20 protein-coding genes are annotated in these 25315 nt (G+C 72.3%); 12 read left to right on the forward strand and 8 right to left on the reverse strand.

Features of this window, described 5'->3' with window-relative positions; translation table 11 throughout:
• From BM290_RS01660 to BM290_RS01690, 8 genes are all read left to right on the forward strand, one after another.
• Complete coding sequence (locus BM290_RS01660) at nucleotides 1-1233, forward strand: glycosyltransferase family 4 protein (protein ID WP_093609178.1); 1233 nt, start codon at nucleotides 1-3, stop codon at nucleotides 1231-1233.
• A gap of 21 nt (nucleotides 1234-1254) precedes the next feature.
• Nucleotides 1255-2784, forward strand: a complete 1530-nt coding sequence (locus BM290_RS01665) for a tyrosine-protein kinase domain-containing protein (RefSeq protein ID WP_093609180.1) — start codon at nucleotides 1255-1257, stop codon at nucleotides 2782-2784.
• On the forward strand, nucleotides 2777-4042 hold the full coding sequence (locus BM290_RS49425; protein ID WP_239143319.1) for a lipopolysaccharide biosynthesis protein: 1266 nt from the start codon (nucleotides 2777-2779) through the stop codon (nucleotides 4040-4042). Before BM290_RS01665 ends, BM290_RS49425 begins: the two co-directional genes overlap by 8 nt.
• Nucleotides 4039-5229, forward strand: coding sequence for an O-antigen ligase family protein (locus BM290_RS01670; protein ID WP_239143318.1), 1191 nt, complete (start codon nucleotides 4039-4041; stop codon nucleotides 5227-5229). Before BM290_RS49425 ends, BM290_RS01670 begins: the two co-directional genes overlap by 4 nt.
• A complete protein-coding gene (locus tag BM290_RS01675) occupies nucleotides 5226-6359 on the forward strand; it encodes a hypothetical protein (protein WP_093609184.1) in 1134 nt (377 codons plus the stop codon). Before BM290_RS01670 ends, BM290_RS01675 begins: the two co-directional genes overlap by 4 nt.
• 22 nt (nucleotides 6360-6381) lie before the next feature.
• Nucleotides 6382-7392, forward strand: a complete 1011-nt coding sequence (locus tag BM290_RS01680) for a GNAT family N-acetyltransferase (protein ID WP_093609186.1) — start codon at nucleotides 6382-6384, stop codon at nucleotides 7390-7392.
• Between the two features lie 12 nt (nucleotides 7393-7404).
• Nucleotides 7405-8637: an FAD-dependent monooxygenase gene (locus tag BM290_RS01685; RefSeq protein ID WP_093609188.1), complete on the forward strand. Its 1233-nt coding sequence runs from the start codon at nucleotides 7405-7407 to the stop codon at nucleotides 8635-8637.
• Between the two features lie 110 nt (nucleotides 8638-8747).
• Entirely contained in the window at nucleotides 8748-9548 is an 801-nt protein-coding gene (locus tag BM290_RS01690) for an intradiol ring-cleavage dioxygenase (protein WP_093609190.1), read from the forward strand.
• 529 nt (nucleotides 9549-10077) lie between these two features.
• Here BM290_RS01690 and BM290_RS48025 read toward each other — a convergent pair.
• The 6 genes from BM290_RS48025 to BM290_RS01715 all read right to left on the reverse strand — a co-directional run bounded on the left by BM290_RS48025 (nucleotide 10078) and on the right by BM290_RS01715 (nucleotide 17201).
• Complete coding sequence (locus tag BM290_RS48025; protein ID WP_177319532.1) at nucleotides 10078-10497, reverse strand: hypothetical protein; 420 nt, start codon at nucleotides 10495-10497, stop codon at nucleotides 10078-10080.
• A 447-nt stretch (nucleotides 10498-10944) separates the two neighbouring features.
• Entirely contained in the window at nucleotides 10945-12153 is a 1209-nt protein-coding gene (locus tag BM290_RS01695; protein ID WP_239143316.1) for a hypothetical protein, read from the reverse strand.
• Nucleotides 12154-12228: 75 nt separating this feature from the next.
• Entirely contained in the window at nucleotides 12229-13278 is a 1050-nt protein-coding gene (locus BM290_RS01700; RefSeq protein ID WP_093609194.1) for a hypothetical protein, read from the reverse strand.
• Nucleotides 13268-13918, reverse strand: coding sequence for a sugar transferase (locus tag BM290_RS01705; RefSeq protein ID WP_239143315.1), 651 nt, complete (start codon nucleotides 13916-13918; stop codon nucleotides 13268-13270). Before BM290_RS01705 ends, BM290_RS01700 begins: the two co-directional genes overlap by 11 nt.
• Before the next feature lie 14 nt (nucleotides 13919-13932).
• Nucleotides 13933-15189, reverse strand: coding sequence for a nucleotide sugar dehydrogenase (locus BM290_RS01710; RefSeq protein ID WP_093609862.1), 1257 nt, complete (start codon nucleotides 15187-15189; stop codon nucleotides 13933-13935).
• A gap of 53 nt (nucleotides 15190-15242) precedes the next feature.
• On the reverse strand, nucleotides 15243-17201 hold the full coding sequence (locus tag BM290_RS01715; RefSeq protein WP_093609196.1) for a nucleoside-diphosphate sugar epimerase/dehydratase: 1959 nt from the start codon (nucleotides 17199-17201) through the stop codon (nucleotides 15243-15245).
• Nucleotides 17202-17576: 375 nt separating this feature from the next.
• Between BM290_RS01715 and BM290_RS01720 the strand changes: the two genes are divergently transcribed.
• Nucleotides 17577-18731: a glycosyltransferase gene (locus tag BM290_RS01720; RefSeq protein ID WP_093609198.1), complete on the forward strand. Its 1155-nt coding sequence runs from the start codon at nucleotides 17577-17579 to the stop codon at nucleotides 18729-18731.
• Here BM290_RS01720 and BM290_RS01725 read toward each other — a convergent pair.
• Both BM290_RS01725 and BM290_RS01730 read right to left on the reverse strand, forming a co-directional pair.
• On the reverse strand, nucleotides 18637-19152 hold the full coding sequence (locus tag BM290_RS01725; protein ID WP_239143313.1) for a VanZ family protein: 516 nt from the start codon (nucleotides 19150-19152) through the stop codon (nucleotides 18637-18639). The genes BM290_RS01720 and BM290_RS01725 overlap by 95 nt on opposite strands.
• 106 nt (nucleotides 19153-19258) lie before the next feature.
• A complete protein-coding gene (locus BM290_RS01730) occupies nucleotides 19259-19864 on the reverse strand; it encodes a response regulator transcription factor (RefSeq protein ID WP_093609202.1) in 606 nt (201 codons plus the stop codon).
• Between the two features lie 1152 nt (nucleotides 19865-21016).
• On the opposite strand from BM290_RS01730, the gene BM290_RS49430 reads away from it, so the two are divergent.
• Genes BM290_RS49430 through BM290_RS01745 form a run of 3 tightly spaced genes read left to right on the forward strand, consistent with a single transcriptional unit; the run spans nucleotide 21017 to nucleotide 25249 of the window.
• Entirely contained in the window at nucleotides 21017-22600 is a 1584-nt protein-coding gene (locus BM290_RS49430; protein ID WP_239143312.1) for a hypothetical protein, read from the forward strand.
• 49 nt (nucleotides 22601-22649) lie between these two features.
• The gene (locus BM290_RS01740) at nucleotides 22650-23837 is read left to right on the forward strand and encodes an AAA family ATPase (protein ID WP_203779115.1); all 1188 of its coding nucleotides are present in this window, start codon (nucleotides 22650-22652) and stop codon (nucleotides 23835-23837) included.
• Entirely contained in the window at nucleotides 23834-25249 is a 1416-nt protein-coding gene (locus BM290_RS01745) for a vWA domain-containing protein (protein WP_093609204.1), read from the forward strand. The genes BM290_RS01740 and BM290_RS01745 overlap by 4 nt, the downstream gene beginning before the upstream one ends.
• The last annotated feature ends 66 nt before the right edge of the window (nucleotides 25250-25315 follow it).

Genomic DNA, 25315 nt, shown 5'->3' on the forward strand with positions numbered 1-25315 from the left:
ATGCACATCGTCTACATCCACCAGTACTACTGCAACCCGCAGATGACCGGGGGGATCCGCTCGTACGAGCAGGCCCGCCGGCTGGTCGCCCGCGGGCACACGGTCGACGTGATCACCACCGACATCACCCCGGGGGCACGCAAGCTCGGCTGGACCACGACAGTGGAGGACGGCGTGACCGTCCACTGGTTCCGGGTGCCGTACCACAACAGCATGTCCTATGCCCGGCGCCTGCGGGCCTTCGCCGAGTTCATGGTGCTGGCTGCCGCGAAGGCCACGAGACTGCGCGCCGACCTGGTCTTCGCGACCAGCACGCCGCTGACCGTGGCGGTGCCCGGCGTGATCGCCGCGAAGCTGCGCCGGGTGCCGTTCGTCTTCGAGGTGCGCGACCTGTGGCCCGAGGTGCCGATCGAGATGGGCGCGCTGCGCAACCCGGTGATGCGCCGGGCGGCCGGTGGCCTGGCGAGCTTCGCCTACCGCAACGCCGAGGAGGTCATCGCCCTCTCCCCCGGCATGGCCGCGGGCGTCACCGCCCGCCGGCCCGGCACCCCCACCACGGTCATCCCGAACGCCGCGGATCTCGACCTCTTCCGGACGGATCCCGAGGAGGTACGGCGGTTCCGTGCCGCCCACGACTGGCTCGGTGATCGTCCGCTGATCGTCTACACCGGCGCCCTGGGCGCGGTGAACGGCGTCGACTACCTGGTCCGCGCGCTGCACACGGCCACCCGGGTCGACCCGGACCTGCGGCTGCTGATCGTCGGGCACGGCAAGGAGTGGGAGCCGACCCGGGCGCTCGCCGCCGAGCTGGGCCTGCTCGACCGGGTCGTGCACATGTGGGAGAAGGTGCCGAAGTCGCGGCTGCCGCTGATCCTCGGCGCGGCCACCATGTCCAGCAGCACGGTCCGGCCGATCCGCGGCCTCTGGGACAACTCGGCGAACAAGTTCTTCGACGCCCTGGCCGCGTCCCGGCCGATCGCCATCAACTACGGCGGCTGGCAGGCCGACCTGCTCCGCGAGACCGGGGCCGGCCTGGTGCTGGACCCCGTCGACACCGAGTCCGCCGGGGCCGCGCTGGGCCGGCATCTGCGCGACGAGGTGTGGCTGAAACAGGCGCGGGACGCCGCACACCGGCTCGCCGTGGAGCGGTTCTCCCGCGACCTGCTCTTCGAGAAGTTCGAGGCCGTGCTCAACCGGTCGGCCCGGTACGCCACCGAGCCGGCCCATTCCTGACGTGATTGCGGGGGAACCACCGTGGAACTGCGTGCGTACGTCCGGGCCTGCCGCCGCCGATGGCTCTGGCTGCTGCTGCCGGTGCTGCTCGCGGCCGGTGTCGCGGCCGGGCTGGCCCTCTCCGGGTCGCCGGGCCACCGGTCGTCGATGGTGCTCTACGTCAGCTCGGGCAACGCCGACCCGGACTCGGGGGCGCGACGGCTCAACTCGTACATCGCGCTGCTGACCGGCCCGCGGGTGGCGCAGGCCGTGGTCGACCGGCTCGGCCCGGACGTCACCGTCGAGCAGGTGCAGACGAGCCTGTCCGCGCAGATCCGGGAGGGCACCGACCTGCTGGAGATCGCGGCCGTCGACAGCGACGCCGGCCGCAGCGAACAGATCGTGACGACGGCCGCGTCGGTGCTGGTCGGGCTGGCCCGCCAGATCGGCGCGCCGGCCGACCCGGACGCCGGCCCGGCCACCCAGGTGTCGATCGTGCAGGACGCGGTCACCGTCGAGGAGCCGGTCGACCTGGCCCGCAACACCGGTTTCGCCGCGGTGCTGGGGCTGCTGATCGGGGCGGCCGCGGTCGCCGCGAAGGAGGCCACCGGCCGGACCGTCGCCGACGAGGACGACCTGCGCCGGCTCGGCCTCGACGCGGTCGGCACGATCTCGATCGGCGGCCGTTCCCGCGGCGGGCATCCGGACCAGGCGCTCGCCGAGGCGTTCCGCCGGCTGCGCAGCCTGCTGCCGGCGCTGGCCGAGCAGCCGGCCCCGGCGGTTCCGGCGCGAGGCCGCTCGCTGCTGCTGACCGGCTCCGGCCGCAAGGAGGGCACCACCGCGGTCACCTGCGGCCTGGCCATAGCGATCGCCGAGACCGGCGCCCGGGTGGTGCTGGTCGACGCCAACATGCGGACCCCGGGGATCGGCCGGTACCTGTCGCTGGACGCCTCGCCCGGCCTGGCCGAGGTGCTGGCCGGCACGGCGCGGATGCCGGACGTGCTGCAGGACTCGCTCGGCGGCCGGGTGACCGTGCTGCCCGCCGGGGAGCACGCGCCCGACCCTGGTGAGCTGCTGGCCTCGCCCCGGCTGGGCGCGACCGTACGGACCCTCACCGAACGCTACGACATCGTGCTCGTCGACGCCCCCGCGCTGCAGGGTGTGGCCGACGCGACGGTGATCGGCCGGGTCACCGACAGCGCGCTGCTGGTGGTGCGCGCCGGGCGGACCCGGACCGCCGACGTGGAGAAGTCGATCGACCTGCTCCAGCGGGTCGGCGCGAGGCTGGCCGGCGCGGTGCTGAACGCGCTGCCGCGCAAGCTGCCGGCGAACGGCACGTGGCACGGCCCGGCCGAGGTGAGCACCGGCGCGGACAGCCCCGACCTGGTCTTCGGGCTGGACCCGACCCAGTCGCCGCGGCTCGACGACACGTTCGTGTCGCTGCCGGTGGTCGGGACCGCGCGCGGCCGGGCCAAGGTGGCCGACAGCGACGACGAGCAGGCCCCCGAAGTGCCGGCCCAGCGCACCGGCGCCGACGACGACGCCGACGAGGAGCAGCAGCGCAGTGAGTGACCTACGGATCGGGATCCGGGAGGCCGGTCCGATCGCTCTCGCCGGGCGGGTGCTGCGGGAACCGTCCGTCCAGCTGCTCGCCTCGCAGGTGCTGACCGGCGCGGTGGCGATGGCCGCGAACATCCTGATGGTCCGGTCGCTGAGCCCGGCCAACCGGGGTGAGGTCGCGCTGCTGCTGCAGGTGGTCTACCTGGCCACCCAGTTGCTGCTGCTGGGCACCGAGCGCAGTTTCGTGGCGGCCTACCACAACGTGTCGCCGGCTCCCGCCGTCCGTGCCTACGCGCGCCTGCTCGCCGTACCCTGCCTGCTGTTTCTCGCCGGCGCGGTGATCTGGCAGCTGGCCGCGCCCGCGCGGCTCACGCCGGGCCCGCTGATCGTCGCGATGCTCGCCTGGTTCGCCCTGATCGAGGCGACCAGCCTGGCCACCCGGTCGATCGCCATCGCGGTGGGCCGGGTCCGGGACTTCCTGGTGGCCCGGGTGGTCGAGGCGCTGCTGCTGTTCACCATGCTGGTCGCCCTCTACGCGGGTCACGCCAGCCACCCGGAGTGGTGGTTCCTGGCCTACCTGATCGCCGGGGCCACACCGACCGTCGTCTACCTGGTGATCTGGCTGCGGCTGCCGGTCGTCGCGGACGCCGGCCCGGTCCGGCCGGAGCAGAACCGCCAGGTCCGGCGGGAGGGGCTGGCGCTCTTCCCCGCCGCGCTGTCGAACATGGCGATGCTGCGGGTGGACCGGCTGGTCATCCCGGCGCTGGCGTCGACCGCGGCGCTCGGCCACTACACCTCGGTGGCGACCATGACCGAGCTGCTGGCGTGGCCGATCCGGGCGTACGCCGACTCGCGTCTCGGCCGATGGCGGGCCTCGCACAACGACGGCGCCCTGCGAGCCGCGCCGATCATCGCGGCCGCCGCGGTCTACGTGCTGGTGGTGGTGCCGCTGGTGGCCGGCGGCCTGTACCTGCTGATCGAGCCGCTCTTCGGTCACGAGTACGCGGACGCCAAGGTGATCGTGCTGCCGCTGGTGGCCGCGGCCGGCCTGTACGCGGTCTCCCGGATCAGCCTGGGCCTGCTGATCGCCAAGGGGCACGGCGGTCTCGTGTCGGCCGCCGAGATCGCCGGGTTCGTGGTGAGCTTCGCCGCGTACCTGCTGCTGATCCCCCGGCTCGGGATCCTCGGCGCGGCCTACGGGTCGCTCGCCGGGTACGGCGCCTGCCTGGTCTTCGCGATGGCGGCGAGCCGGATCGTGGGCCGGCGGTGAAGAGGGCCTTCCTGGCGCCCGGCCTGCTGCTGATCCTCGTCGCGATCGGCGGGCGCTACACCCTGGACCGGGCCGGCCTGCTCGACCTGGCCTGGGTGGATCTGCGGGTGATCGGCCTGGTCGTGGCGCTGGTGGTCCTCGGGATCTCGGCCGGTTTCAAGGAGCGGGCGACAGTCGACCGAGAGGGCTGGCTGGTCGCGGCCCTGCTGTTCTTCCTCTTCCAGATCGCGTCCTCGCTGTGGGCGCCGCCGGCCGCCCGGGTCGGCCCGCAGACCGTGGACCTGGTGCTGCTCGGGGTGCTGGTGGTGGCGTTCTACCGGTACTCGCTGTCCGGCCCGGAGCGGGTCGTCCGGTTCACCTTCCAGCTGTTCTTCGTCGCGGCGATCGTCTACGCGCTGGCCGCCATCTTCGTCAGCGGGCCCGGCGAGCAGGGCCGGTACTCGGCCTTCGGCGGCGGCCCGAACGTCTTCGCCCGCATCGAGGTGCTCGGGGTGATCAGCGCGGTCGCCCTGTTCATGCTGACCGGGCGGGTCGTGCCGCTGCTGGTGATCCCGCTCTTCCTGCTCGCCACGGTGCTGTCCGGGTCGCGGGGCACGCTGCTGGCCGGCGGTGTGGTCGGTTTCGCGGCGCTGCTCAAGCTGCGGCACCGGCTGAGCGGCGCGGCGATCGCGGCGGCCGGGCTGGTGGCGGTGGTCGCAGCCGGCGCCGTCTGGGCTCTCGCCCCGCCGGAGTTCACCGATCTCTTCCAGGAGCGATTCGTTGAACAGACCGTGCAGGAACAATATCTCTCCGGGCGGACCGACATCTGGATGGCCGCCGCCGACATGTTCATCGACTATCCGATCGCCGGCTCCGGTGTGGACGGCTTCTACGGCCTGATCGGCGTCAACCAGGCCGTCGAGTATCCGCACAACTACGTGCTGGCGGTCGCCGCCGAGGGTGGCCTGGCCGGGCTCGGCCTGCTCACCACCTCGATCGTGCTGTGGACCCGGATCGTCCGGGGCGGCGGCGAGCGTCCCCAGCTGACCGGCCTGGCGGTGGCTGCGACCGTCTTCGTGGCGCTGTCCGGGCTGTTCTCCGGCGACTACTACGACTCCCGGCTGGCCTGGATGTTCGCCGGTCTGGCCGCGGCCGCCGCGCTCGTCCCGGCGCGGTCCGCCGACCGGGCGCCGGTGATGGCGCGATGAAGCGGCGCACGATCCTGGCCGCCGGGCTGGGCGGGGCGCTGATCGCCGGCGCGACCGGGCTGCACCTGGTCCGCGGCGACTCCGGCGAGGAGGTGCCCGAGGTCCGCGAGCCGATGCCGGCGAGCCCGCCCGCGGTCGAGGAGGTGTCGAAGATCAAGCCGGTCGCGTACTGGACCGGGATCTTCATGAAGAGCTGGGACTTCGCGCTGGGGAACGCGACGCCGCTGAGCCGGTCCCAGGACAGCCGGGACCACTACGACCTGGCGTACGACATCGACGCGTGCACCGCCATGTTCCGGGCCACCGGCCAGCACCGCTTCCTCGACCGTGGCCTGACCTGGATGGAGAACGTGGTCGCCACCTCGGTCCCGTCGGCGTCGCTGGCGAGAAGCTCGTTCCGCGACCGGTACCGGGGGTGGGCGTCGAGCCGGGCCGGCGGGGGCGGCGACGAGGTGCCGCTCTACGAGTCCTATCTGTGGCGGTACGGCACCAACCTGCTGATGGCCATGAAGGACCTCACCGACAGCGGCTACCGGGCCCGCTATCAGCGGCTGCTGGCGTTCGCCGAGAGCAACGTCTTCGACAAGTGGTTCACCCGCGGGACGAAGAGCTACGTCTACCGGGAGCGCACCCACATGGCCGCGCACTGGGCGCTGATCGCCATGAACATCGCGCACCTGACCGCCGACCAGTCCCGCAAGGCGCACTGCAACACCGTCGTCGACCACATCAGCACCCAGCTGCGCGGGCAGCTGCGCCGCAACCCGGCCGAGCCGACCGCCTGGTTCTGGAGCGACGAGTGGGACTCGGCGAAACGGCCCGGCCAGGACGTCGGCCACGGCAACGGGGTGGTCACGTACGTGGTCGAGGCCCGGGACCGCAACCAGGGCTGGTCGGCGGCGGACGTGGCGGCGTTCTCGTCGCTGCTCACCAAGGTCATCTGGCCGGGCGGGACCACGTACCACGCCTACGTGGACGGCACCGGGACGGACAACGGCTGGTGGTCCGACGGATTCGTCAAGCTGGGCCGCTACGACCCGGCCGTGCAACTGCGGCTGGAGAGACACCAGGTGGTGAACGATCAGTTCGCCGCGAACATGGCGCTCAACGCCCGCCTGCTGCGGGCCTGAGCCTCGGAAGGGGACACCGGATATGACGGCATCGCTGCTGGAACCGGCGGCACGCGAGTGGAAGGAGACGCTCCAGCAGGTCAGCCACGACATGTACCACGTGCCGGACTACGTCGTCCTCGACGCCCGGCTCTACGGCGGCGAGCCCGCCGCGTTCCACTACGAGCGAGAGGGGCGGTGGTTGCTGATCCCGCTCATCCTGCGGGACATCCCGGGCACCGGCCTCAAGGACGCGATCTCACCGTACGGCTACCCGGGCCCGGTCGCGTCCACGAGGGATCGCGTCTTCTGGGAGCAGGCCTGCGCCGCGATGGTGCAGACCCTCCGCGAGGTCGGCATCGTGTCCGCGTTCGTCCGGCTGCACCCGCTGCTCGCCGCGCCGGTGGTCGCCTCCCACGGCACGCTCGTGTATCACGGCGAGACCGTGTCGATGGACCTGACCGTCTCCGAGGACGAGATGTGGAAGCAGACCCGCGCCGACCATCGCAACCACATCAACCGGGCCAAGCGGGCCGGCACCGAGATCGTGTTCGACGACTGGGACCGGCTCGGCGAATGGGTCGAGGTCTACCACGACAACATGCGGCGGGTCGGCGCCACCTCGTACTACTTCTTCACCCGTGACCACCTGCAGGCGCTGCACGACGCCGTCGGCGACAAGATGCACCTGGTGGTGGCGCTGGAGGACGGCGAGGTGGTCGGGGGCAACACCTTCTTCTCGTACGACGGGATCGCCACCGGATACGTGTCGTCGACCCGTCGCGCCCCGAAACGGTACGCCGACGAGTTGCTCTACGACTCGGTGCGCCGCTGGTGCAAGGCCCGCGGCGACCGGGTGTTCCACCTCGGTGGCGGCAAGGGCGGGGCGAACGACTCGCTGTTCTCGTACAAGGCCGGGTTCTCCCCGAGCCGGCACGCCTTCCACACCTGGCGGGTGGTCGCCGACCCGCCCGTCTACGAGAGGCTGGTCCGCGAACGCCGCCCGGACGCCGACCCGGCCGACCTGACCACCACCTTCCCCGCCTACCGTTAGGAGCCCGGCGTCATGCGGATCACCTGTGTCGGCGGAGGACCGGCCGGACTGTACTTCGCCACGCTCGCGAAGCTCGCCGACCCCGGCAACGAGGTCACCGTGATCGAGCGCAACCCGGCCGGCGTCACCTGGGGCTGGGGTGTGGTCTTCTGGGACGACCTGCTCGACGACCTGTTCCGGTACGACCCGGTCAGCGCCGAGCGGATCTGGGAGGCCGCCCGCAAGTGGGACGAGTACGAGGTCCGGGCCACCGGCAAACCCACCACCCATCTGGCGGGGTACGGGTTCAGCCTGGGCCGCCACAAGCTGCTGGAGATCCTCTCCGCCCGGGCCGTCGAGCTGGGCGTGACCATCACGTGGTCCGACGAGCTCACCGACCTCGCCGATCTGCCGCCGTCCGACCTGGTGGTGGCCTGTGACGGGGCGCGCAGCCGGATCCGGCAGGCGCACGCCGAGCACTTCGGCGCCGAGGTGGAGGTGGCCCGCAACAAGTACATCTGGCTGGGCACGCCCAAGGTGTTCGACACGTTCACCTTCGGGTTCGAGCAGACCCCGGCCGGGTGGATCTGGTTCCACGCCTACCCGTTCAACGACGAGACCAGCACCTTCATCGTCGAGTGCACCCCGCAGACGTGGTCCGAGCTGGGCTTCGACACCCTCGGCGCGCACGACGGCGCCGAGCGGCTGCGGCAGATCTTCGCCGCCCACCTGGACGGGGCGCCGCTCATCGACCATCGGGCCGAGGTCGGGCGTACCGGCTGGCAGAGCTTCCACCGGGTCACCGCGCAGCGCTGGGACCACGGCAACGTGGTGCTGATGGGCGACTCCGCGCACACCACCCACTTCGCGATCGGCTCCGGCACCAAGCTGGCCATGCAGGACGCGATGGCGCTGGCCGACGCGGTCGCCTCCGGAGACGAGCTGGCGGTGGCCCTGGAACGCTACGAGCACCGGCGCAAGGCCGCGATGGCGCCGTTGCAGCGGGCGGCGCGAGCGAGCAGCGCGTGGTTCGAGAGGATGCCGGAGTACGCCCATCTGCCGGCCGGCCGGTTCTCGTACGCCCTGTCGAACCGGCGCGGCGAGTACCCGACCTGGCGGTACCTGCTGCACATGGCGACACAGACGTCGATCCCGCGGGTCCTGCTCCGGTGGACGCTCAGCGCCCGCCGCTGGAGCCGCGCCCGCCGCCGGAGCGACGCCGGCCAGGTGACCACCGGCCACGCGATCCTGCCCCACACCGCGTAGCCCGCCCGGGAGATGACCCAGCCGGTATGACCGGCCGGAGATCAACCACAGGTCATTCATAGGCTTCAATGTTTTGCTGCGGTCTCCCCCAACGGCAGAAGGAGGAAACCATGCAGGACAACGAGGCGTTCGTGCGCGAGGTGCACGACAAAGGGCTCGCCTACGACCTACCGGTGATGACCCGGCGCCGCATGCTGACCGCGGTCGGCGGCGCCGGGGCCCTGGCCGTGGCCGGCGGCGCGCTGCTCGGCGGATCCGCCGACCCGGCGCTCGCGGCGTGCGCGGCCGAGGTCGACTCGGAGACCGCCGGACCGTACCCGGCGGACGGCTCCAACGGGCCCAACGTCCGCGTGCTGTCCGGAATCGTGCGCAGCGACATCCGGTCGTCGTTCGGCACCTCGACGACCACCGCGCCCGGCGTGCCGCTGCAGTTCTCGCTCACCGTGCTCAACTCGGCGTGCACCCCGACCGTGGGCGCGGCGATCTACGCCTGGCACTGCGACCGGGCCGGACGGTACTCGCTCTACTCCTCGGGCGTGACCAACCAGAACTACCTGCGCGGCATCCAGGTGACCAACTCGTCCGGCACGGTGACGTTCACCAGCATCTACCCCGGCTGCTACGCGGGCCGGTGGCCGCACATCCACTTCGAGGTGTACTCGTCCCTGGCCGCGGCGACCAGCGCCTCCGGGCCGATCAGGAAGACATCCCAGATCGCGCTGCCGGAATCGGTCTCCCGCGCCGTCTACGCGGGCGCCACCGGCTACGCGCAGAGCGTCACCAACCTGAGCCGCATCACCCTGGCCAGTGACATGGTCTTCGGCGACGACCTGGCCGCCACCCAGATGGCCACCGTGACCGGCTCGGTCTCCGCCGGTTACGTAGCCAACCTGACCATCACCGTCCCGTAGCCCACACCTTCCCCCCGGACCGAACGGCCGTCGCCCTCCTCCTCCCGCGGCGGCGGCCGTTCTCCACCCACCCGGCCGACGCCCAACGCTCCCCGCAGCACCGACTCCACCGGCATGGCCCGCACCGGCGTCTCCACCGCATCGAGACACCGCTGCCAGCCACACCGCCCGTCCCGCCACGCCTGCGGAACTGTCGAACCCGCACCGACAACCCCGGACCCAGCCGGCGCTCAGGGCTGCCCTGACGGCACCGCACCGGCGGCCACCCGAAGAACGCCCACCGTCAGCGAGACACGAGAGCCGGCCCGCGCTCAGGACCGTCCCGACGGCACCGCACCGGCGCCCACCCGAAGAACGCCCACCGTCAGCGAGACACGAGAGCCGGCCCGCGCTCAGGACCGTCCCGACGGCACCGCACCGACGGCCACCCGAAGAACGCGCACCGTCAGCGGGACACTAGGCCCGGCCGGAGCTCGGGGCTGTTTCGGCGGAGCCGGGACAGCGCTGGTGGCCGGCCTGAGCGGGTAGGTCAGACGGTGACTCCGGCCGTGGTAGGGGCCGGCTCGGTGGAGGCGAGGGTCACGCGGGCGGGGGGCTCGTCACGGGGGAGCGGGGCCGCGCCGGAGCCGGCGGTCGGGCGGGGGCGCCGGGGCTGGACCCGGCCGGCGCTGCCACCGCGGCCGCGGTAGATCAGCAGGCCGTTGACCGGGTCGGGGGCCGCGTCCAGCGCCGCGCGGACGGCGGGCAAGGTGAGGAACTCGGGCCACATCTGGTCGGAGTCGTAGGCGATCTCGAAGAGGACGCCCCATCCGAACACGTGCCAGGACCACTCCTTGGCACCGAAGGAGACCGCTGCGGAAACCATCGTCTCCTGGTACGTGTCGCGCCATCGAGCAGCGGACGAGTACGGCCCGTCCAGAATCTCGATCGACCACCAATACCGACCCATATCGACCACCACCATGGCATTCGGGTGCCACCGATGCTACTGCGCGGCAGGACCCACCCGGCCGTTTCCGGCACATCCGGCCGAGAAAGTTGGCATCCCACGAAGCCCGCGACCGGGCGGCGGACCCCGGGACCGACAAGGCTCGCGGCCAGGACGCCGGCCCGGCAGCGGAACTGCCGGACCAGCGGAGCACGCGGCCACGACGGGGGTCGGGGCGGCGTAGCCGAACGGACCCTCGAAGGCCGGGGCGAGGCAGGGTGGGCGGCGGCGCTGACGCAAGCGCGGAGCGAGAGACGAGGCCGGGTCGGCCGGCGGCGCTGACGCAAGCGCGGAGGGGAGGGACGAGGCGGGCCGGGCGGCGGCGCTGACGCAAGCGCGGAGGGGAGGGACGAGGCGGGCCGGGCGGCGGCGCTGACGCAAGCGCGGAGCGAGAGACTACGCCCCGGGTCAGGCGGCGGAGCTGCCGGAGCGGCGGGGGGACGGCAGGGCATGGCGTGGGGTGGCCGGGCGGCGGGGGCGGTGCAGAACCGGCTGGGGGCCGTCTGCGGGGGCGGTGCGGGATTCGGGCAGCTGGGGGCCGGCCCAGGCCGGGATGGCGTTCGGTGGGGTGAGGGTGCGGTCGGGTGGGATCCACAGCGGCTGGGGGGTGGTGGGTGAGCCCCACCAGCGGAAGGAACCGTAACCGCGGACCAGCGGGGGCTGCAGGGCCGGCCAGTACGCCTCGGCGGGGATGGCCAGGCGCCACGCCTCGGCGGGAAGCAGGGCGCCGGCCCTCGGGGGCGGGACGACCACGGCGCCGCCGTGCAGGTGGGCCGGGACCGGGTCGTCGCCGGCGGGGGCGACCGCCGCGGGGGCGGAGGCCAGGACTATCGCGGAGCCCACGGTGACCAGGCCGGCGGCGAGGGCGGGCAGCTCCCAGCCGGGGCGGACGGTGTCGCCGATCAGGGTGAGGGCGATGATCGACGGGAGGACCACCTCGCCGGTCCAGTGGACGGCCGTCACCCGGCCGACCTCGCCGCCCTGGAGGGCGCTCGCATACAGCAGCATGCCGGTCAGGGCGAACGCGATCATCGTCCAGAGGACCGGCTCGGACACCACCGCGACGGCCCCGGTGGTGAACTCGCGCATCTCCTCCTCGGGGAACTGCAGGGCGCGGCCGGAGATGGCGGCGCCGCCGAGGGAGAAGCCACCGATCACGGCGATCAGGCCGGGGCGGCCGGTCTTCGTGGCGCCGTAGCCGAGCGCCCAGAGCAGCACCAGCGCCGACGCCAGGCCGACGCGGACCTCGGTGGACGGCAGCATCTCGTGCTGCTGGCCGGCGGAGAGGGCCAGGACGCCGAGGGCGCCGGTGGTGCAGACGATGGCGGCGACGTCACGGCCGCGCAGCCGGGAGCCGAGGAACAGCCAGGCGGCGACGGCGGTGACGGCCAGCGACCCGGCCAGGACCGACTCGACGACGTAGACGGCCAGGTGCTGCAGGGCGACGATCGCGCCGATCCAGGCGACGATGTCGAAGACGATGCCGATCAGGTAGAGCGGGTGGCCCAGGGTGCTGGCCGTGCTGTGGCTGCGTTTGGCGCCGATCGCCTGGAGGATCGACCCGGTCGCGTAACTGAAGGCGCCGAAGACGGCCATCCCCAGTGCGAACCAGCTCATGGAGGTCATCGCCCACCTCCCACAAGATCACTCCGGGACTGATCACCCCGTGTGGACCGGCAAGTCACTCTCGGATCATATTGCTCCGGAAAGATCCATGCGAGCGAATCCCTCGATCGACTCCACGATGCGCTGGAGATCGGCCGGTCCGCAGCGGTGGTCGACCGGCAGCGTGAGCATCCGGCCGGCCAGGGCGGCGGCCTCCTCGTCGCCGCTCCAGAACCCGTCGCGGTCCTGCCGCCAGTGCACAGGGGCGAAAATCCCGATCCTTGCGAGGTACGCGAGAAGCACGTCCCGCTCGGACTCGGAGGCGAGCACGAGTTGCACCCGGAAACCTCCGGCACCCAGCACCCGGTCCCCCAGCGCCGTGGCCACCTCTTGCGCGTTGCGTGAGCTCGACGACCGTATCCCCTCGATGTCCAGGAAGGGCAGCAACGCCGCGGTGACCGCCGACGTCTCCGCCGCACTGCCGAGGATCTGCTGCTCGCCCTGCTGCTGCAGGGTGCGGAAGCGGTCCTTGGGGATCGGCCGGCCGTCCTGCCAGGCGGTCTTGAGCAGCATCGCGGCGAGTTTCAGCCCGGCGGCCCGCTGCGACCCGGTCCCGAAGGGCCGCGGCAGGTCGTGGCCGGACGGTGACCAGAGCAGGCCGCCGTCCGGGAGGGGCAGGGTCTTGCGCAGCGAGGCGACCGCGTAGGCGGCGGTGCTGGTCCGCGCCCAGTCGCTGAACGGGTCGTGCGAGTGGTCCTCGATCACCGTCACCCGGGGGTGCGCGCGGGTCCAGTCGTGCCAGCCGGTGCCCTCCTCGCGGCCGAAGAGGTTCTGGGCGAGGACGACGTCGCCGTCGGCGGCCCGCAGCGTCTCCCAGCGCGGCCCCTCCTCCGGCAGGTGCCGGTAGAAGACGACCGGGAGCTGGCGGGCGAGGAACTCGGCGACGCCCATGCAGAAGTAGCTGGGCACGTGCAGCCGGCCGGGCGGCGCGAGCGCGCTCAGCAGGCTGCTCAGCGCGCCGGACGCGGTGGCGAACAGCTCGCGCCGGGCGGGGAGCCAGCGGGGCAGGCCGCCCCGCTCCGGATCGAGCAGGACGGCCGGGTCCCAGTGGAACTCCGAGCCGATCTCAGGCGGCACGGCTGACTTCCTCGTCGGCGACCTTCTGCCGGCGGGCGACGTTGAGCTGGTCGACGTGGACCGGGGGCTCGTCGCGGTTGACGGTGACCGCGGTCCGCCACAGGATCTTCAGGTCGAGGGCGGGCGACCAGTTGTCGACGTACCAGCGGTCCAGCACGAACCGCTGCGCCCAGTCGATCTCGTCGCGGCCGTTGACCTGCGCCCAGCCGGTGATGCCGGGTCTCACCTCGAGGCGGCGGGCGTCCTCCGGCGAGTAGCGGGCCACCTGCGGCAGCACGTCGGGGCGGGGGCCGACCAGGTTCATCTGGCCGCGCAGCACATTGATCAGCTGGGGCAGCTCGTCGAGGCTGGTGCGCCGCAGGAACCGGCCGCACCGGGTGATCCGCGGGTCGTTCTCGATCAGGCCGAACGGGTCGTCGATACCGAGCTTCGCGCTCATCGCCACCGAGTCGTGGACCATCGAGCGGAACTTCAGCATCCGGAACGGGACGCCGTCCTTGCCGGCCCGGTCCTGGACGAAGAGGACACCCCTGCCGTCGGCGATCCGGATCCAGGCGGCCACGGCCAGCATCACGGGTGCGAGCAGGACGAGCATGACCAGGGCGGTCAGCCGATTGAGACAGTTCCAGAGCAGACGCACGGCTACCTCTTCTCTTACAGAGACTCGACGGTGGGACCGGTCAGGCGATGCCTGGTGTCCAGCACGTAGGAGGCGTGTTCCAGGACCAGGTCCAGGTCGAAGTCGTCGTGGTCGGCGAGCAGCACGACGGCGTCGGAGGCGGTGACCTGCTCGGCGGTGAGCGGCACCATCCGGACCCGGCTGTCGACGTGGGCGTCCTCGACCACGTGCGGGTCGGCGGCGCCGACCTCGGCGCCCATGTCCAGCAGCAGCGACGCGACCCGGCGGGCGGGCGACTCGCGGGCGTCGCCGCTGTTCTTCTTGTAGGCCAGGCCGAGCAACAGGATCCGTGACCCGTTGACCGCCTTGCGCCGCTTGTTGAGGGCGGCCACCAGCCGTCGGACCACGTAGTCGGGCATGTGGTTGTTGATGTCGTTGGCCAGCTCGACGAAGCGGAAGCTCTGGCCGAGGGTCCGCTGCACCCGCCACGACAGGTAGGACGGGTCGATCGGCAGGCAGTGGCCGCCGACACCGGGGCCGGGCACGAACCGCATGTAGCCGAACGGCTTGGAGCTGGCCGCGCCGATCGCCTCCCAGACGTCGATGCCGAGGTCGTGGGCGTACACCGCCAGCTCGTTGACCAGGGCGATGTTGACGTGCCGGAAGGTGTTCTCGAGCAGTTTGGCCAGCTCGGCGACCTTCGGGTCGGAGACCGGCACGGTGGTCTCCACCACCGACGCGTAGAACGCCTGCACCATGGCCAGCGACGCCGGGTTCACGCCGGACACCACCTTCGGCGTGGTGACCAGGCTCCACTCCCGGTTGCCGGGGTCGATGCGCTCGGGGCTGTAGCCGAGGTGGAAGTCGACGCCCGCGATCAGCCCGGAGCCCTCCTCCAGCAGCGGCGCGACCAGCTCGGACGTGGTCCCGGGGTAGGTGGTCGACTCCAGCGCCACGGTGGCGCCGGGCCGCAGGTAGCGGGCCAGGGTACGGGCCGACTCCTCGATGTAGGTGAGGTCGGGGCTGCCGTCACGCAGCGGGGTCGGCACCGCGATCACGGCCACGTCGAAGCCGGCGCACGAGCGGGGGTCCGACGACGGGTGGAACGAGCCGGTCGCCAGCACACGCTGCAGGTCGGCCGAGGAGATGTCGTCGACGTAGGACTCACCGGCGGCGAGGCGTTTGATCCGCTCGTCGTCGACGTCGAACCCGACGACGGTGTGCCCGACCTCGGCGGCGCGGACCGCGAGCGGCAGCCCCACGTAGCCCTGACCGGCGATGACGACACGCATGGGGGTGTTCTCCTTCGTGGGTGGGGTGGCGTGCCGGGCCTTGCGCCGGCGGCTCATGGGCGCGTGCCGTACGGGACGGCGGCGGCCGACTCGGCGCGGCGCTGCTTGCCGGCGAAGACCGGGTGCGGTGACTTGGGCAGCGCGGGGCTGTCGGCCAGCCAGTGCAGGACGGCGATCAGGTCCTCCCGCGGCGACGACGGGTCGAGCAGCGACAGCACCGCCCCGTCGAGCGGGGGCACCGGCGCCTGCGAGATCAGCGGATGGTTGGGCCGGCGGTCGGTCTCGTTCGGCCCGAGCAGCACCTCGGCCAGCTTCTCGGCCGGCCGCAGACCGGTGTAGACGATCTGGATGTGCTGGTCGGCGGCGTCGGCGATGCGCTTGGCGACGTCGGCGATGCGTACCGGCTCGCCCATGTCGAGGATCAGCACCTCGCCCTTGCTCTCCAGCGCGCCGGCCTGGATGACCAGCCGCACCGCCTCCTGGACGGTCATGAAGTAGCGGGTCACGTCCGGGTGGGTGACGGTGATCGGGCCACCGGCCTCGACCTGGGCGGCGAACGCGGTCAGCACCGAACCCCGCGAGCCGAGCACGTTGCCGAACCGGACGCTGCAGTAGGTGCCGGTGGCGGCGGCGTCGGCGGCCGCGGTCAGCCGCTCGGTGATCCGTTTCGAGTAGCCGAGGACACTGCACGGATCCGCGGCCTTGTCGGTGGAGATGTTGACGAGGCGGTCCACGTTGTGGCGCATCGCGGTCTGCAGGATCTGGTACGTGCCGATGATGTTCGTCTTGAGCGCCTCGGACGGGTGCATCTCCAGCAGCGGCAGGTGCTTGAGGGCCGCGGCGTGGAAGACGACGTGCGGTTTGTGCTCGGCGAACACCTCGTCGAGGCGCTGCTGGTCACGGATGTCGGCGACGACCAGGTTGCGGTCGTCCAGCTGCCCGCGGCCGTCGATCGAGAGTTGTACGGCGTGCAGCCCCGACTCGTCCCGGTCCAGCATCACCAGCTTCGCGGGGTTGAACCGGGCCAGCTGGCGGCACAGCTCCGAGCCGATCGAGCCGCCCGCGCCGGTGACCAGCACCCGCCGGCCCTCCAGGTAGCCGGCGACGGCGGCCAGGTCGATGCCGACCTCGCGGCGGCCGAGCAGGTCCTCGTGGCTGACCGGGCGGAGGTCCTCGACCCGGACGGTACGCCCGAACAGCTCCACCACCGGCGGGACCACCTTGAGGTCCACGTTGAGCGGCTGGGCCAGCTCGGTCAGCGCCCGGATCAGGTCGGCGCCGGCGCTCGGGATCGCGATGACCACGGCGTCGGCCTTGAACCGGCGGACCACGTCGGCCATGTCGTGGCGGGTGCCGCAGACCGGCACGCCCATCACCCGGAAACTGCGTTTCGCCGGGTCGTCGTCGAGCAGGGCCACCGGGACGTACCGGCTGCGCGGGCTGCGCAGCATCGCCCGGATCACCTGGGTGGCGCCCTCCCCGGCGCCCATCACCACGACCCGGCCGCCGTGCTCGGGCGACGGGCGCAGCCGGCTGTCCTGCAGCGAGCGGGCCGTGTAACGCACGCCCGCGGCCAGGACCAGGGCGATCAGGCCGGCCGCGATGATCGCCGAGCGAGGCACGAGACGGCCCAGCACGGTGTCCAGGGCGAAGAGGGCCGGAGTGGTCACCACCGCCGTCCGCACCAGGGCGGCGATCTCCTCGAAGCAGCCGTACGCCCAGCGCCCGGTGTAGAGCCCGAAGTGGATGCCGGCCGCGGTGTGCACGACCGCGGCGACCGCGGCCAGCACCACGAGACCGGTGAAGTCGACCTCGCCGACGTGGCCGTCGTGCCGCAGCAACGTCGCGATCAGCAGCGCGGCGGCCAGGGCCACCGCGTCGGCGGCCGCGCGTGCCGCACGGCCGGGCAGGGTTCGGCGGTACCACGGAACCGGGTGTGGGCCCCGGCCGCGCCAGTCGCCGGGAGTCGCGTCGGCGCTGCTGCCGCCGGACGCTCGTCGCCGTACCTGCATGGAATCCCCCTCGTACGATGCCTGCCGCGGTTCGTCGCCCGAACAAGGAAAAGCGAGCCGGCGAGAATGCATTTCCGGACGAGAAATGCCGCTGCGGCTCCCTTTAGTGAAATTAGCCTTGCAGTCACCGGTGGCGGATTACAGTAGCAATTGTCATACGCTACGCGAGAAAATCTCACCTTCACTGATCGGCATTTTCCGGCGATCCGTACGGGTGCCCCGGCATGGCCATTCGGCGGAGAATGTCATAGCGACGACGAGAAACTCTCGCCTTAGGCGTGACATCTGCGACTTCCGTTGCGACGCACTTTCCGGCAGCGTCTTCAGGGCGGGTGTCGCAAGCGTTCTGTCGAGAATGCGACCGGGGGACAAAGGATGAGGGTGCTGCACGTCATCAGCACGCTGGAACCGGGTGGAGCCGGGAGTCAATTGCGGTTGCTGGTGCGCCGGATGCCGTACGACAGCGAGGTCGTCACGCTCGGCGCGGCCGCCCCGATCGGCGTGCCGGTGCACCGGATACCGAGCGGCCGCGACCACGACCCGTCGGCCGTCCTCCGCCTGCGGCGGCTGATCCGCCACGGCCGGTACGACCTGGTCCACACCCACCTGCACCGGGCCTGCGTGCAGGGCCGCATCGCCGCACGGCTGGCCGGCGTGCCGCACATCGTCGCCACCGAGCACCACCTCGACGACCCGTCGTCCGCCCTCTACCGGCTCGGCGAGCGCCTCGGCCAGATGACCATCGCCCCGTCCCGGGCGGCGGCCGAGCGGCTGCGCGCCTCCGGCGTCCCGGACCGGCGGATCGTCACCATCCCCAAGGCCATCGACCCGGCCGAGTTCCGGTTCGACCCGGTCCTGCGCGCCGCCGCCCGCGCCCGCCTCGGTCTCGGCGACGAGCAGCCGGTCATCGGCAGCGTCGGCCGGCTCGCCCCGGACCGGCGGGTCGACCTGCTGATCCGGGCGATCGCCGAGGTGCCCGACGCGATGCTGCTGCTGGCCGGCGACGGCCCGGCCCGCGCCGACCTGGAGCGGCTCGCCGAGATCGTGGGCGTCGCCGGGCGGGTCCGGTTCGCCGGCCCGGTCGGGCACCCGCGCGAGACGCTCTGCGCGATCGACGTCTTCGCCTCACCCGACCAGTCGGCCTTCGGCCTGGCCACGCTGGAGGCGGTGGCGGCCGGGCTGCCGGCCGTCTACGGCTCCTGCGTGCCCCTCGAGGAGCGGGCCGCCGCGCGGGCGCCGGTGCACGGCACCCACCGGCTGTCCCAGGACCGCGAGTCGCTGCCGCGAGCCCTGCGCGCCGAGTTGCTCTGCCACGCCGAACGGCGCGGCGCCCGGCTGCCGGCCCGGAGGGCGGGGGCACGGTACGACGCGGGGCACCTCGCCGACGCGGTCCGGCGCCTCTACGAGCGGGTCGCCGCCCGCCCGGTCCGCCGGCTCATCGGGCTGCCGCCGTGGCATCGTGGCCGGCTCGGACCGGCCGGCCGGCCCGGCCGAGCTCGACCAGCCGGCGGAAGCGCTCGTAACGCATGAGCCGCCAGAGCAGCACATACCCGAACGCGGCGCCGAACGTGTTGGACATGACGTCGTGGACGTCCGCCCAGCGCATCCCGTTCAGCGTGAGCAGCAGGGTCAGCTGGGTCAGCTCGATGGTCACGCTCAGCAGCAGGCCGGTGCGCACCACACGGCCCCACTCACGCACCCCGAACACCAGGTAGAGCACGGTCGCCAGCGGCACCGTCATCAGCGTGTTGAGGACGAAGTCACGCTTGCGCATGTCGACGATCGGCACCCACAGGATCCGGGACACGTCCGGCGGCGCCGCGTCCGGCCCCCAGGCCAGGCTCATCGGCAGCATGGTCGCGCCGACCACGGCCACCGCATACCACCCGGCCAGCCAGAACACGGCCACCCGCGGAACGGTCAGCTCGCCGCGCCGATGCAACACCACCACGGAAACGACCATCAAAAGGACGCCCAGGGGCAAAAGAACGGGCAGCGCCGGAATGTCAAGCCGATGAATCAGCATCTGTTCCCACCCTACCCGGCCCGTGCCGGGCTCAGCGCAACCAGCCCTGCTTCCGGGCGATCCGGATCGCGTCCAGCCGGTTCCGCGCGCCGGTCTTGGAAATGATCGCGGAAAGGTAATTGCGCACCGTGCCGCCGGACAGATAGAGACGGCCGGCGATCTCTTTCACCGACTCGCCCTCGGCGGCCAGGCCCAGCACCTCCAGCTCGCGCGTGCTCAGCCCACGGTCGGTGTTGAGCGAGGCGGCCTGCAGCATCGGCGACACCACCCGCTCGCCGCGCGCCAGGCGCCGCACCGTGTCCGCCAGCATCGCCGGGGAAGCGTCCTTGATCAGGAAGTTCAGCCCGCCGTTCCACCGGCGGGGCGGCAGCATGCCCCGCTTCGACGGGTCGCAGAGCAGCAGCATCGAGCACGACGGGACCGCGGTGTGCAGCTGATCGGCGACCGGCAGGACCTGACTCACCATGTACTGCGTGTCGATCACCACGACCGCCGGCCACAATTGCGCGGCGCGCTGGGCCAGATCACCGGCGAGCGGCAGGGTGTCCACGTAATGCATGTCCGGTTCGGTCTCGAGGAACGTGCGCACCGGGACACCGAAATATCCCTCGTCTCTGACCACAACCACCCGGATCATCACACCACCCTCGTCGATGGACGCCCGGCGCCGGCCGGTTGTCGACCTGTCAGGAACGCTGGATGCACATACCTTTCTAGCGCCCCGTGTCCATTCCACGGACCGCGGGGCGACAGATCTTCCATTGATCCGGGAAAACGGTCGTCGTCCCAGTTCACAGGCATTTCGCACCAACGGAGATCACCATTGGCCACACACTTAACGTAACGGGCCGGAGCACTCTGCGCACCTGCCCATAGCCGATCGAACGAGTCAGGTATGCCGGATCAACGAATCCGGGGGCCGAAATGACCAGGACATGGATCATTTACCGAGGGGAAACCTATGTGATGTCTGGATATTTCCGGACTCAAGGTACCGCAAAATGATCGATTCTCGCCATTCCGATCACCTGAAAGTGACAACGATTCCCCCTCCGCTGCCGAACCGTTATCCGGACCATTCATGATCCGTTCCGAAACCGAGCGGCTCTCATGCGCCCCGAAGGCGTCCGCGGCCGGTCTTCACGCGGCTGTCACGCCCGTCCTCATTCACCCTTCATTCGTCCGAAAAGGATTACGCATTCCTTCCGTCGGGTGACCCGGCAATCAGTCCACGGCTCCCGTTCTCAATCGTGTCATTTACCTCATTCTCCCCATTTGGTACGGGCCTCTCCGTTCTCTACCGCACCCACCACGCCCGCCGAGCCCCGCGACGCCCTCCCGGCGCAAGATCGTTCCGCGCCCGCCGGGCCGAATGCGGCACCACCCGCCGGCTCCTCCACCGCCCGGGCCCCTCACCGCCGCCCGAGCCACCGCCCCGGCCCCGGACCCGCTGCCTGTGGGGCGGAGCGCCGGACCACTGCCGGTGGGGCGCAGCGCCGGACCACTGCCGGTGGGTGGCGACCCCGGTGGGTGGGGCGGTGTGGCGGCGGGAGTGGGGTGGGGTGAGCCGTTGGGGCCGCATTCGGCCCGGCGGGCGCGGAACGATCGGGAGGTCGGCCTGCGTCGCGGGGGAACCACGGGACGGCATCGTGCGGTTGGGGAGGGTTTGCGGCGTACAAAAGCGGCATGGGGTTTGGGGTTGGCGGGGTTGGGGTGAGCATGTACGCTGCCCGGCAATGGATACCTTCGCTTGTGGATCGGGGGTCTCGTTCGCGCAAGGTGAGTGCTGATGCGCTCCTTGATCGCGGACGGGAAGGCCCGTCTTCTCAGTTGGCGGCGCGTGCGGGAGTTCGCCGTGCCGGCCTCGATGATCGAAACTGCGACCGTTCGCCGGAGTGCCGGGGACTGGGCCGGGGCGTGTGCTGCCGCGCACGTCGACGTGGATCTCGACCTTCGTGTCGTGGCGTCGGGGTATGGCCGTGAGTTCGCGGCGCTGGTTCGCGCCGATCTGCGGCGGCTAGCTCCCGACCTGCTGCGATGGCACCTTCCGCGGACCGTCTCGGACGGGCTTCTGCGGCCGGGGCTGACCATGTCGCTGGCCCGGTATGCCTGGGGCGAACACCACGTGCATCTCGTTGCCCGGACCGCGCCCAGCTGGGCCGATGCCGGGCAGCGGGTCAGTCTTGCGCTGTGGGACCCCGTCGTGCCCGATGCCGGGCCGCATCCGCGGCCACGGCCTGACCAGCGGTTCCGGCTCGACCTGCACCCCCATCTGTGGGCCGCTGATCGAGCCTTCGAGCTGCGGGAACGCTGCGGCCTCCCGGCGCTGGGCGGAGAGCCGGCCGCCGTGGCGGTCACGAGCGCCTCCCCGGCCCTGGCCGGTGAGCCCGAAGTCGATGGTTCGAGCGTCTTCTCTGCGGCAGACGGCGTCCTGGGCGCCTTCTCCGCCGCAGCCGGCGACCCAGACGCCTTCCCCGCGGCGACCGGCAACCCCGGCACCTTCCCCGCGACAGCCGGCGACCCAGACGCCTTCTCCGCGGCGACCGCCGCTCCGGCGCGGGACGGCCGGGCCCGCCGGGCCGGCTGGATCGGTGACGTGCCGGATGGGCGCGGGTTCGCGGTGCACCGGTGGACGGCCGAAGCGGCGATCCTCCGCGCGGCCGACGGTTACGCCGGACCGGTCGCAGTGCGGCTCGGCAACGGTCGGCGCCTCCTCCTGTCGGCGAGCGGCGGCACGGTCGTACGCCGGGGGAACCGTGAGCCGGTCCTCCCCTACGCGGCCATGTGGATGTCGCCCGACCTGGAGCTTCTCCAGGCCGGGATGATCACCGCCGAGCTGCTGCACCCGCTGGTGGCGGAGGCGCTGACCTCAGGCGGCGGCCGTGGGCCCGCTCCGGCGGCGGACACCCCGGAGCCGTCGGCGTCCCCGGGACGGCTGGTGGAGTGCTGCGGCGAGACGCACCGGCTGGGCCTGGTGGACGGCAGGCTGACGCCGCTCGATCACGGCGACGACGAGCTGCGCCGTGAGGAGTTGCTCGCCACCCTGGGTGGTCCCCCGCTGCCCTGCCTGCGGGCCGTCACCGAGGCCACCCGGCATCCGGAATGCCTGGACGAGGTGCGTACCCGATTGGATCACGGCGACCATGCCGGCGCGGCCGCGCTGGTCGCCGGGCTGCTCGGCCCCGGCGTCGAGCCCGGCGGCGCGCTGCGTGAGGCGTTCACCGATGCCGAAGAAGCCCTGATCGAGCACCGCCTCTATCGCGCCGGGCTGTCGGCGCACGTCCCGGCCGGGGTGACCGCGCCGATCGGGCCACGCAAGGACCGCGCCGGCCGTCGTGGCCGGCATCACCGGCTCCCCAAGAGGGCTGCCTGACCTCCTGATGGCCGCTGCCATCCCCGACTCTTCCCCAAAGGTGACCACTATGATGCTTTCTGACCGTAATATCCCGATCGCTGACGACCTGATCGCCCTGCTCACCGCGACCGGAACCGAACCCCGGCCGGACAACCAGCTCGAAGCCCTCACCCTGGCGGTGGCCGCCGACCTGCCGGTGCTGCTGTGGGGCGAGCCCGGCATCGGCAAGACGGCCACCCTCGAACAGCTCGCCACCGGGCTCGGGCTGCCGCTGACGACGGTGATCGCGAGCGTGCACGAGCCGTCGGACTTCGCCGGCCTGCCGGTCGTCGGCGACGATCCGGCTGCACAGGGCGTCCCGATGGCGCCGCCGGACTGGGCGGTTCAGCTGGTACGCGCCGGCAAGGGCCTGCTGTTCCTGGACGAGCTGTCGACCGCCCCGCCCGCGGTCCAGGCCGCGCTGCTGCGGGTGGTCCTGGAGCGCCGGGTCGGCGCGCTGCGGCTGCCGCCGGGGGTGCGGATCGTGGCGGCCGCCAACCCGCGATCGTCGGCAGCCGACGGGTGGGAGCTGAGCGCGCCGCTGGCCAACCGGTTCGTGCATCTGCAATGGACGTACGAGCACGAGGTGGTGGTCCGCGGCCTGAACGGCACCTGGCCACGGGCGGTGCTGCCCCGGCTCGATCCGGATTCGCTGCCGGGCGCGGTGGCGCGGGCCCGCCGGGCGGTGTGCGGATTTCTGGAGGCCCGGCCGACGCTGGTGCACCGGCTGCCCGACAGCGAGGCCCGCCGTGGTGGCCCGTGGCCGTCGCCGCGCAGCTGGGACATGACGTTGCGGCTGGTCGCGTTCGCCACGGCGGCCGGCGTGTCGCGGGAGGTGCTGTCGATGCTGGTCCGCGGCACGGTCGGGGACGGGCCCGGCCTGGAACTGCTGGCGTTCATCGACCGGCTCGACCTGCCCGACCCGGAGACGCTGCTCGCCGACCCGGCCGCCGCCGTCCTGCCGCAGCGCGGCGATCTGCGGCAGGCGACGCTCGACGGGGTGATCGAGGCGGTCCGCAAACGGCCGGACCGGGCCCGGTGGGATGCGGCGTGGGCGGTGCTGGTGCGGGCACTGGAGACCGGCGCCCCGGACCTGGTGGTGGTGCCGGCCTCCACGCTGGCCGCGCTGCGCCGCGACGAATGGCCGGTCCCGGCGGAGCTGGAACGCCTGGCCCCGGTGGCGACCCTCCGGCGGCGGGTGGCGGCGGCCCGATGAAGACCCGCATCCCCCACGGCCGTCCGGCGGACGGCGCCTCACCGCTGGCGGCCTCCCACGGCAGGCGTCCGGCGGACGGTCGCGGCTCACCGCAGGCGGCCTCCCACGCCAGGCATCCGGCGGACGGTCGCGGCTCACCGCGGGTGGCCTCCCGCGACGGGCGTTCGGGAGACGGCGGCGGGGCGCCCCGGGCGGCGTTCACCCGGGAGGAGACCGAGCGGTTGTACGCCGCCAGACTGTTCGCCGCCGAGGCCCGCCCGTATCTGGCGACCGCGTTGTACGCGCTGAAGCCGGTCCTGTCGTGGACGGTGCCGACGATGGCCGTCGACCGGTACTGGCGCTGCTACATCTCCCCCGCCTTCGTGGCGGCGACGCCCGTCGACGAGCTGGCCGGCGTCTGGGTGCACGAGGTCTCGCACCTGCTGCGCGACCATCACGGCCGGGGCGAGCGGCTGGCCGCCGAGAAGGATCTGACCGGCCCGGGCGACCGGCTGCGGATGAACATCGCCGCCGATTTCGAGATCAACGACGATGTGTACGGGGAGGGCCTGCCCCGCCCCGACGGCGCCATCGGCCCCGAGCTGCTGGGACTGGCCCCCGGCAAGCTCATGGAGGAGTACCTTCCCATGGTCGCGATGGGCCCGTACTTCCGGCAGCTGTCCTGGCTGGACTGTGGTGGCGGCGCCGACGGCTCGGCCCGGCCGTGGGAGCTGGGTCCGGACGGCGCGCACGGCCTCGACGCGCAGGAGCGGGCGCTGGTCCGCTACCGGGTGGCGCAGGGTCTGCTCGGTCGCGGCGACGCCCCCGGCGGCTGGCAACGCTGGGCGGAGAAGGTGGTGCACCCGCCGCAGCCGTGGCGGGAACTGCTGGGCAACGCGGTCCGTTCGGCGGTGTCGGCGCCGGGTGTCGGCGAGGACTACGTCTACCACCGCCCGTCCCGCCGCTCGTCGAGCCTGCCCGGGGTGATCCTGCCGAGCCTGCGCCGCCGCCCGCCCCGGGTCAGCGTGGTGATCGACACGTCGGGTTCGGTCAGCGACAGCGAACTCGGCACCGCCCTCCTGGAGGTCGCCGCGATCACCCGGGCCGTCGGCGGCCGCCGCGACCTGGTCCGCGTGGTCTCCTGCGACACCGCGGCCCACCTCGCCGGCGAGATCTGCGAATCCGAGGGCATCCCGCTGCTCGGGGGCGGCGGCACCGACCTGCGCGCGGGTTTCGCCAAGGCCCTGGCCACCCGGCCGGCCCCCGACGTCATCGTGGTCCTGACCGACGGCCAGACCCCGTGGCCGTCCCGGCAGCCACCATGCCGGACGGTGATCGGCCTGTTCCCCCGGCCGCTCTCCGCCGGCGAGGACGACCCCGACTTCGAACTGGACCTCCCCCCGGACTGGGCCCGAGTCGTGCCCCTCGGCTGAGCGCCCCGGACTCGCACCGCAGCGGAAAGGCCGCGCCGGCACAAACCCGCACCACCACCGCCGCAG

It is taken from the genome of Actinoplanes philippinensis, assembly GCF_900113015.1.
Classification (GTDB): Bacteria; Actinomycetota; Actinomycetes; order Mycobacteriales; family Micromonosporaceae; genus Actinoplanes; species Actinoplanes philippinensis.

Bases quoted from the DNA above. Each gene is read 5' to 3' on its own strand.
- BM290_RS01740 (WP_203779115.1), top strand. From the start codon at position 22,650: ATGATGCTTTCTGACCGTAATATCCCGATCGCTGACGACCTGATCGCC.
- BM290_RS01730 (WP_093609202.1), bottom strand. From the start codon at position 19,864: ATGATCCGGGTGGTTGTGGTCAGAGACGAGGGATATTTCGGTGTCCCG.
- BM290_RS01675 (WP_093609184.1), top strand. From the start codon at position 5,226: ATGAAGCGGCGCACGATCCTGGCCGCCGGGCTGGGCGGGGCGCTGATC.
- BM290_RS01685 (WP_093609188.1), top strand. From the start codon at position 7,405: ATGCGGATCACCTGTGTCGGCGGAGGACCGGCCGGACTGTACTTCGCC.
- BM290_RS01710 (WP_093609862.1), bottom strand. From the start codon at position 15,189: ATGCGTGTCGTCATCGCCGGTCAGGGCTACGTGGGGCTGCCGCTCGCG.
- BM290_RS49430 (WP_239143312.1), top strand. From the start codon at position 21,017: ATGCGCTCCTTGATCGCGGACGGGAAGGCCCGTCTTCTCAGTTGGCGG.
- BM290_RS01680 (WP_093609186.1), top strand. From the start codon at position 6,382: ATGACGGCATCGCTGCTGGAACCGGCGGCACGCGAGTGGAAGGAGACG.
- BM290_RS01720 (WP_093609198.1), top strand. From the start codon at position 17,577: ATGAGGGTGCTGCACGTCATCAGCACGCTGGAACCGGGTGGAGCCGGG.
- BM290_RS01690 (WP_093609190.1), top strand. From the start codon at position 8,748: ATGCAGGACAACGAGGCGTTCGTGCGCGAGGTGCACGACAAAGGGCTC.
- BM290_RS48025 (WP_177319532.1), bottom strand. From the start codon at position 10,497: ATGGGTCGGTATTGGTGGTCGATCGAGATTCTGGACGGGCCGTACTCG.
- BM290_RS01660 (WP_093609178.1), top strand. From the start codon at position 1: ATGCACATCGTCTACATCCACCAGTACTACTGCAACCCGCAGATGACC.
- BM290_RS01695 (WP_239143316.1), bottom strand. From the start codon at position 12,153: ATGAGCTGGTTCGCACTGGGGATGGCCGTCTTCGGCGCCTTCAGTTAC.
- BM290_RS01745 (WP_093609204.1), top strand. From the start codon at position 23,834: ATGAAGACCCGCATCCCCCACGGCCGTCCGGCGGACGGCGCCTCACCG.
- BM290_RS01715 (WP_093609196.1), bottom strand. From the start codon at position 17,201: ATGCAGGTACGGCGACGAGCGTCCGGCGGCAGCAGCGCCGACGCGACT.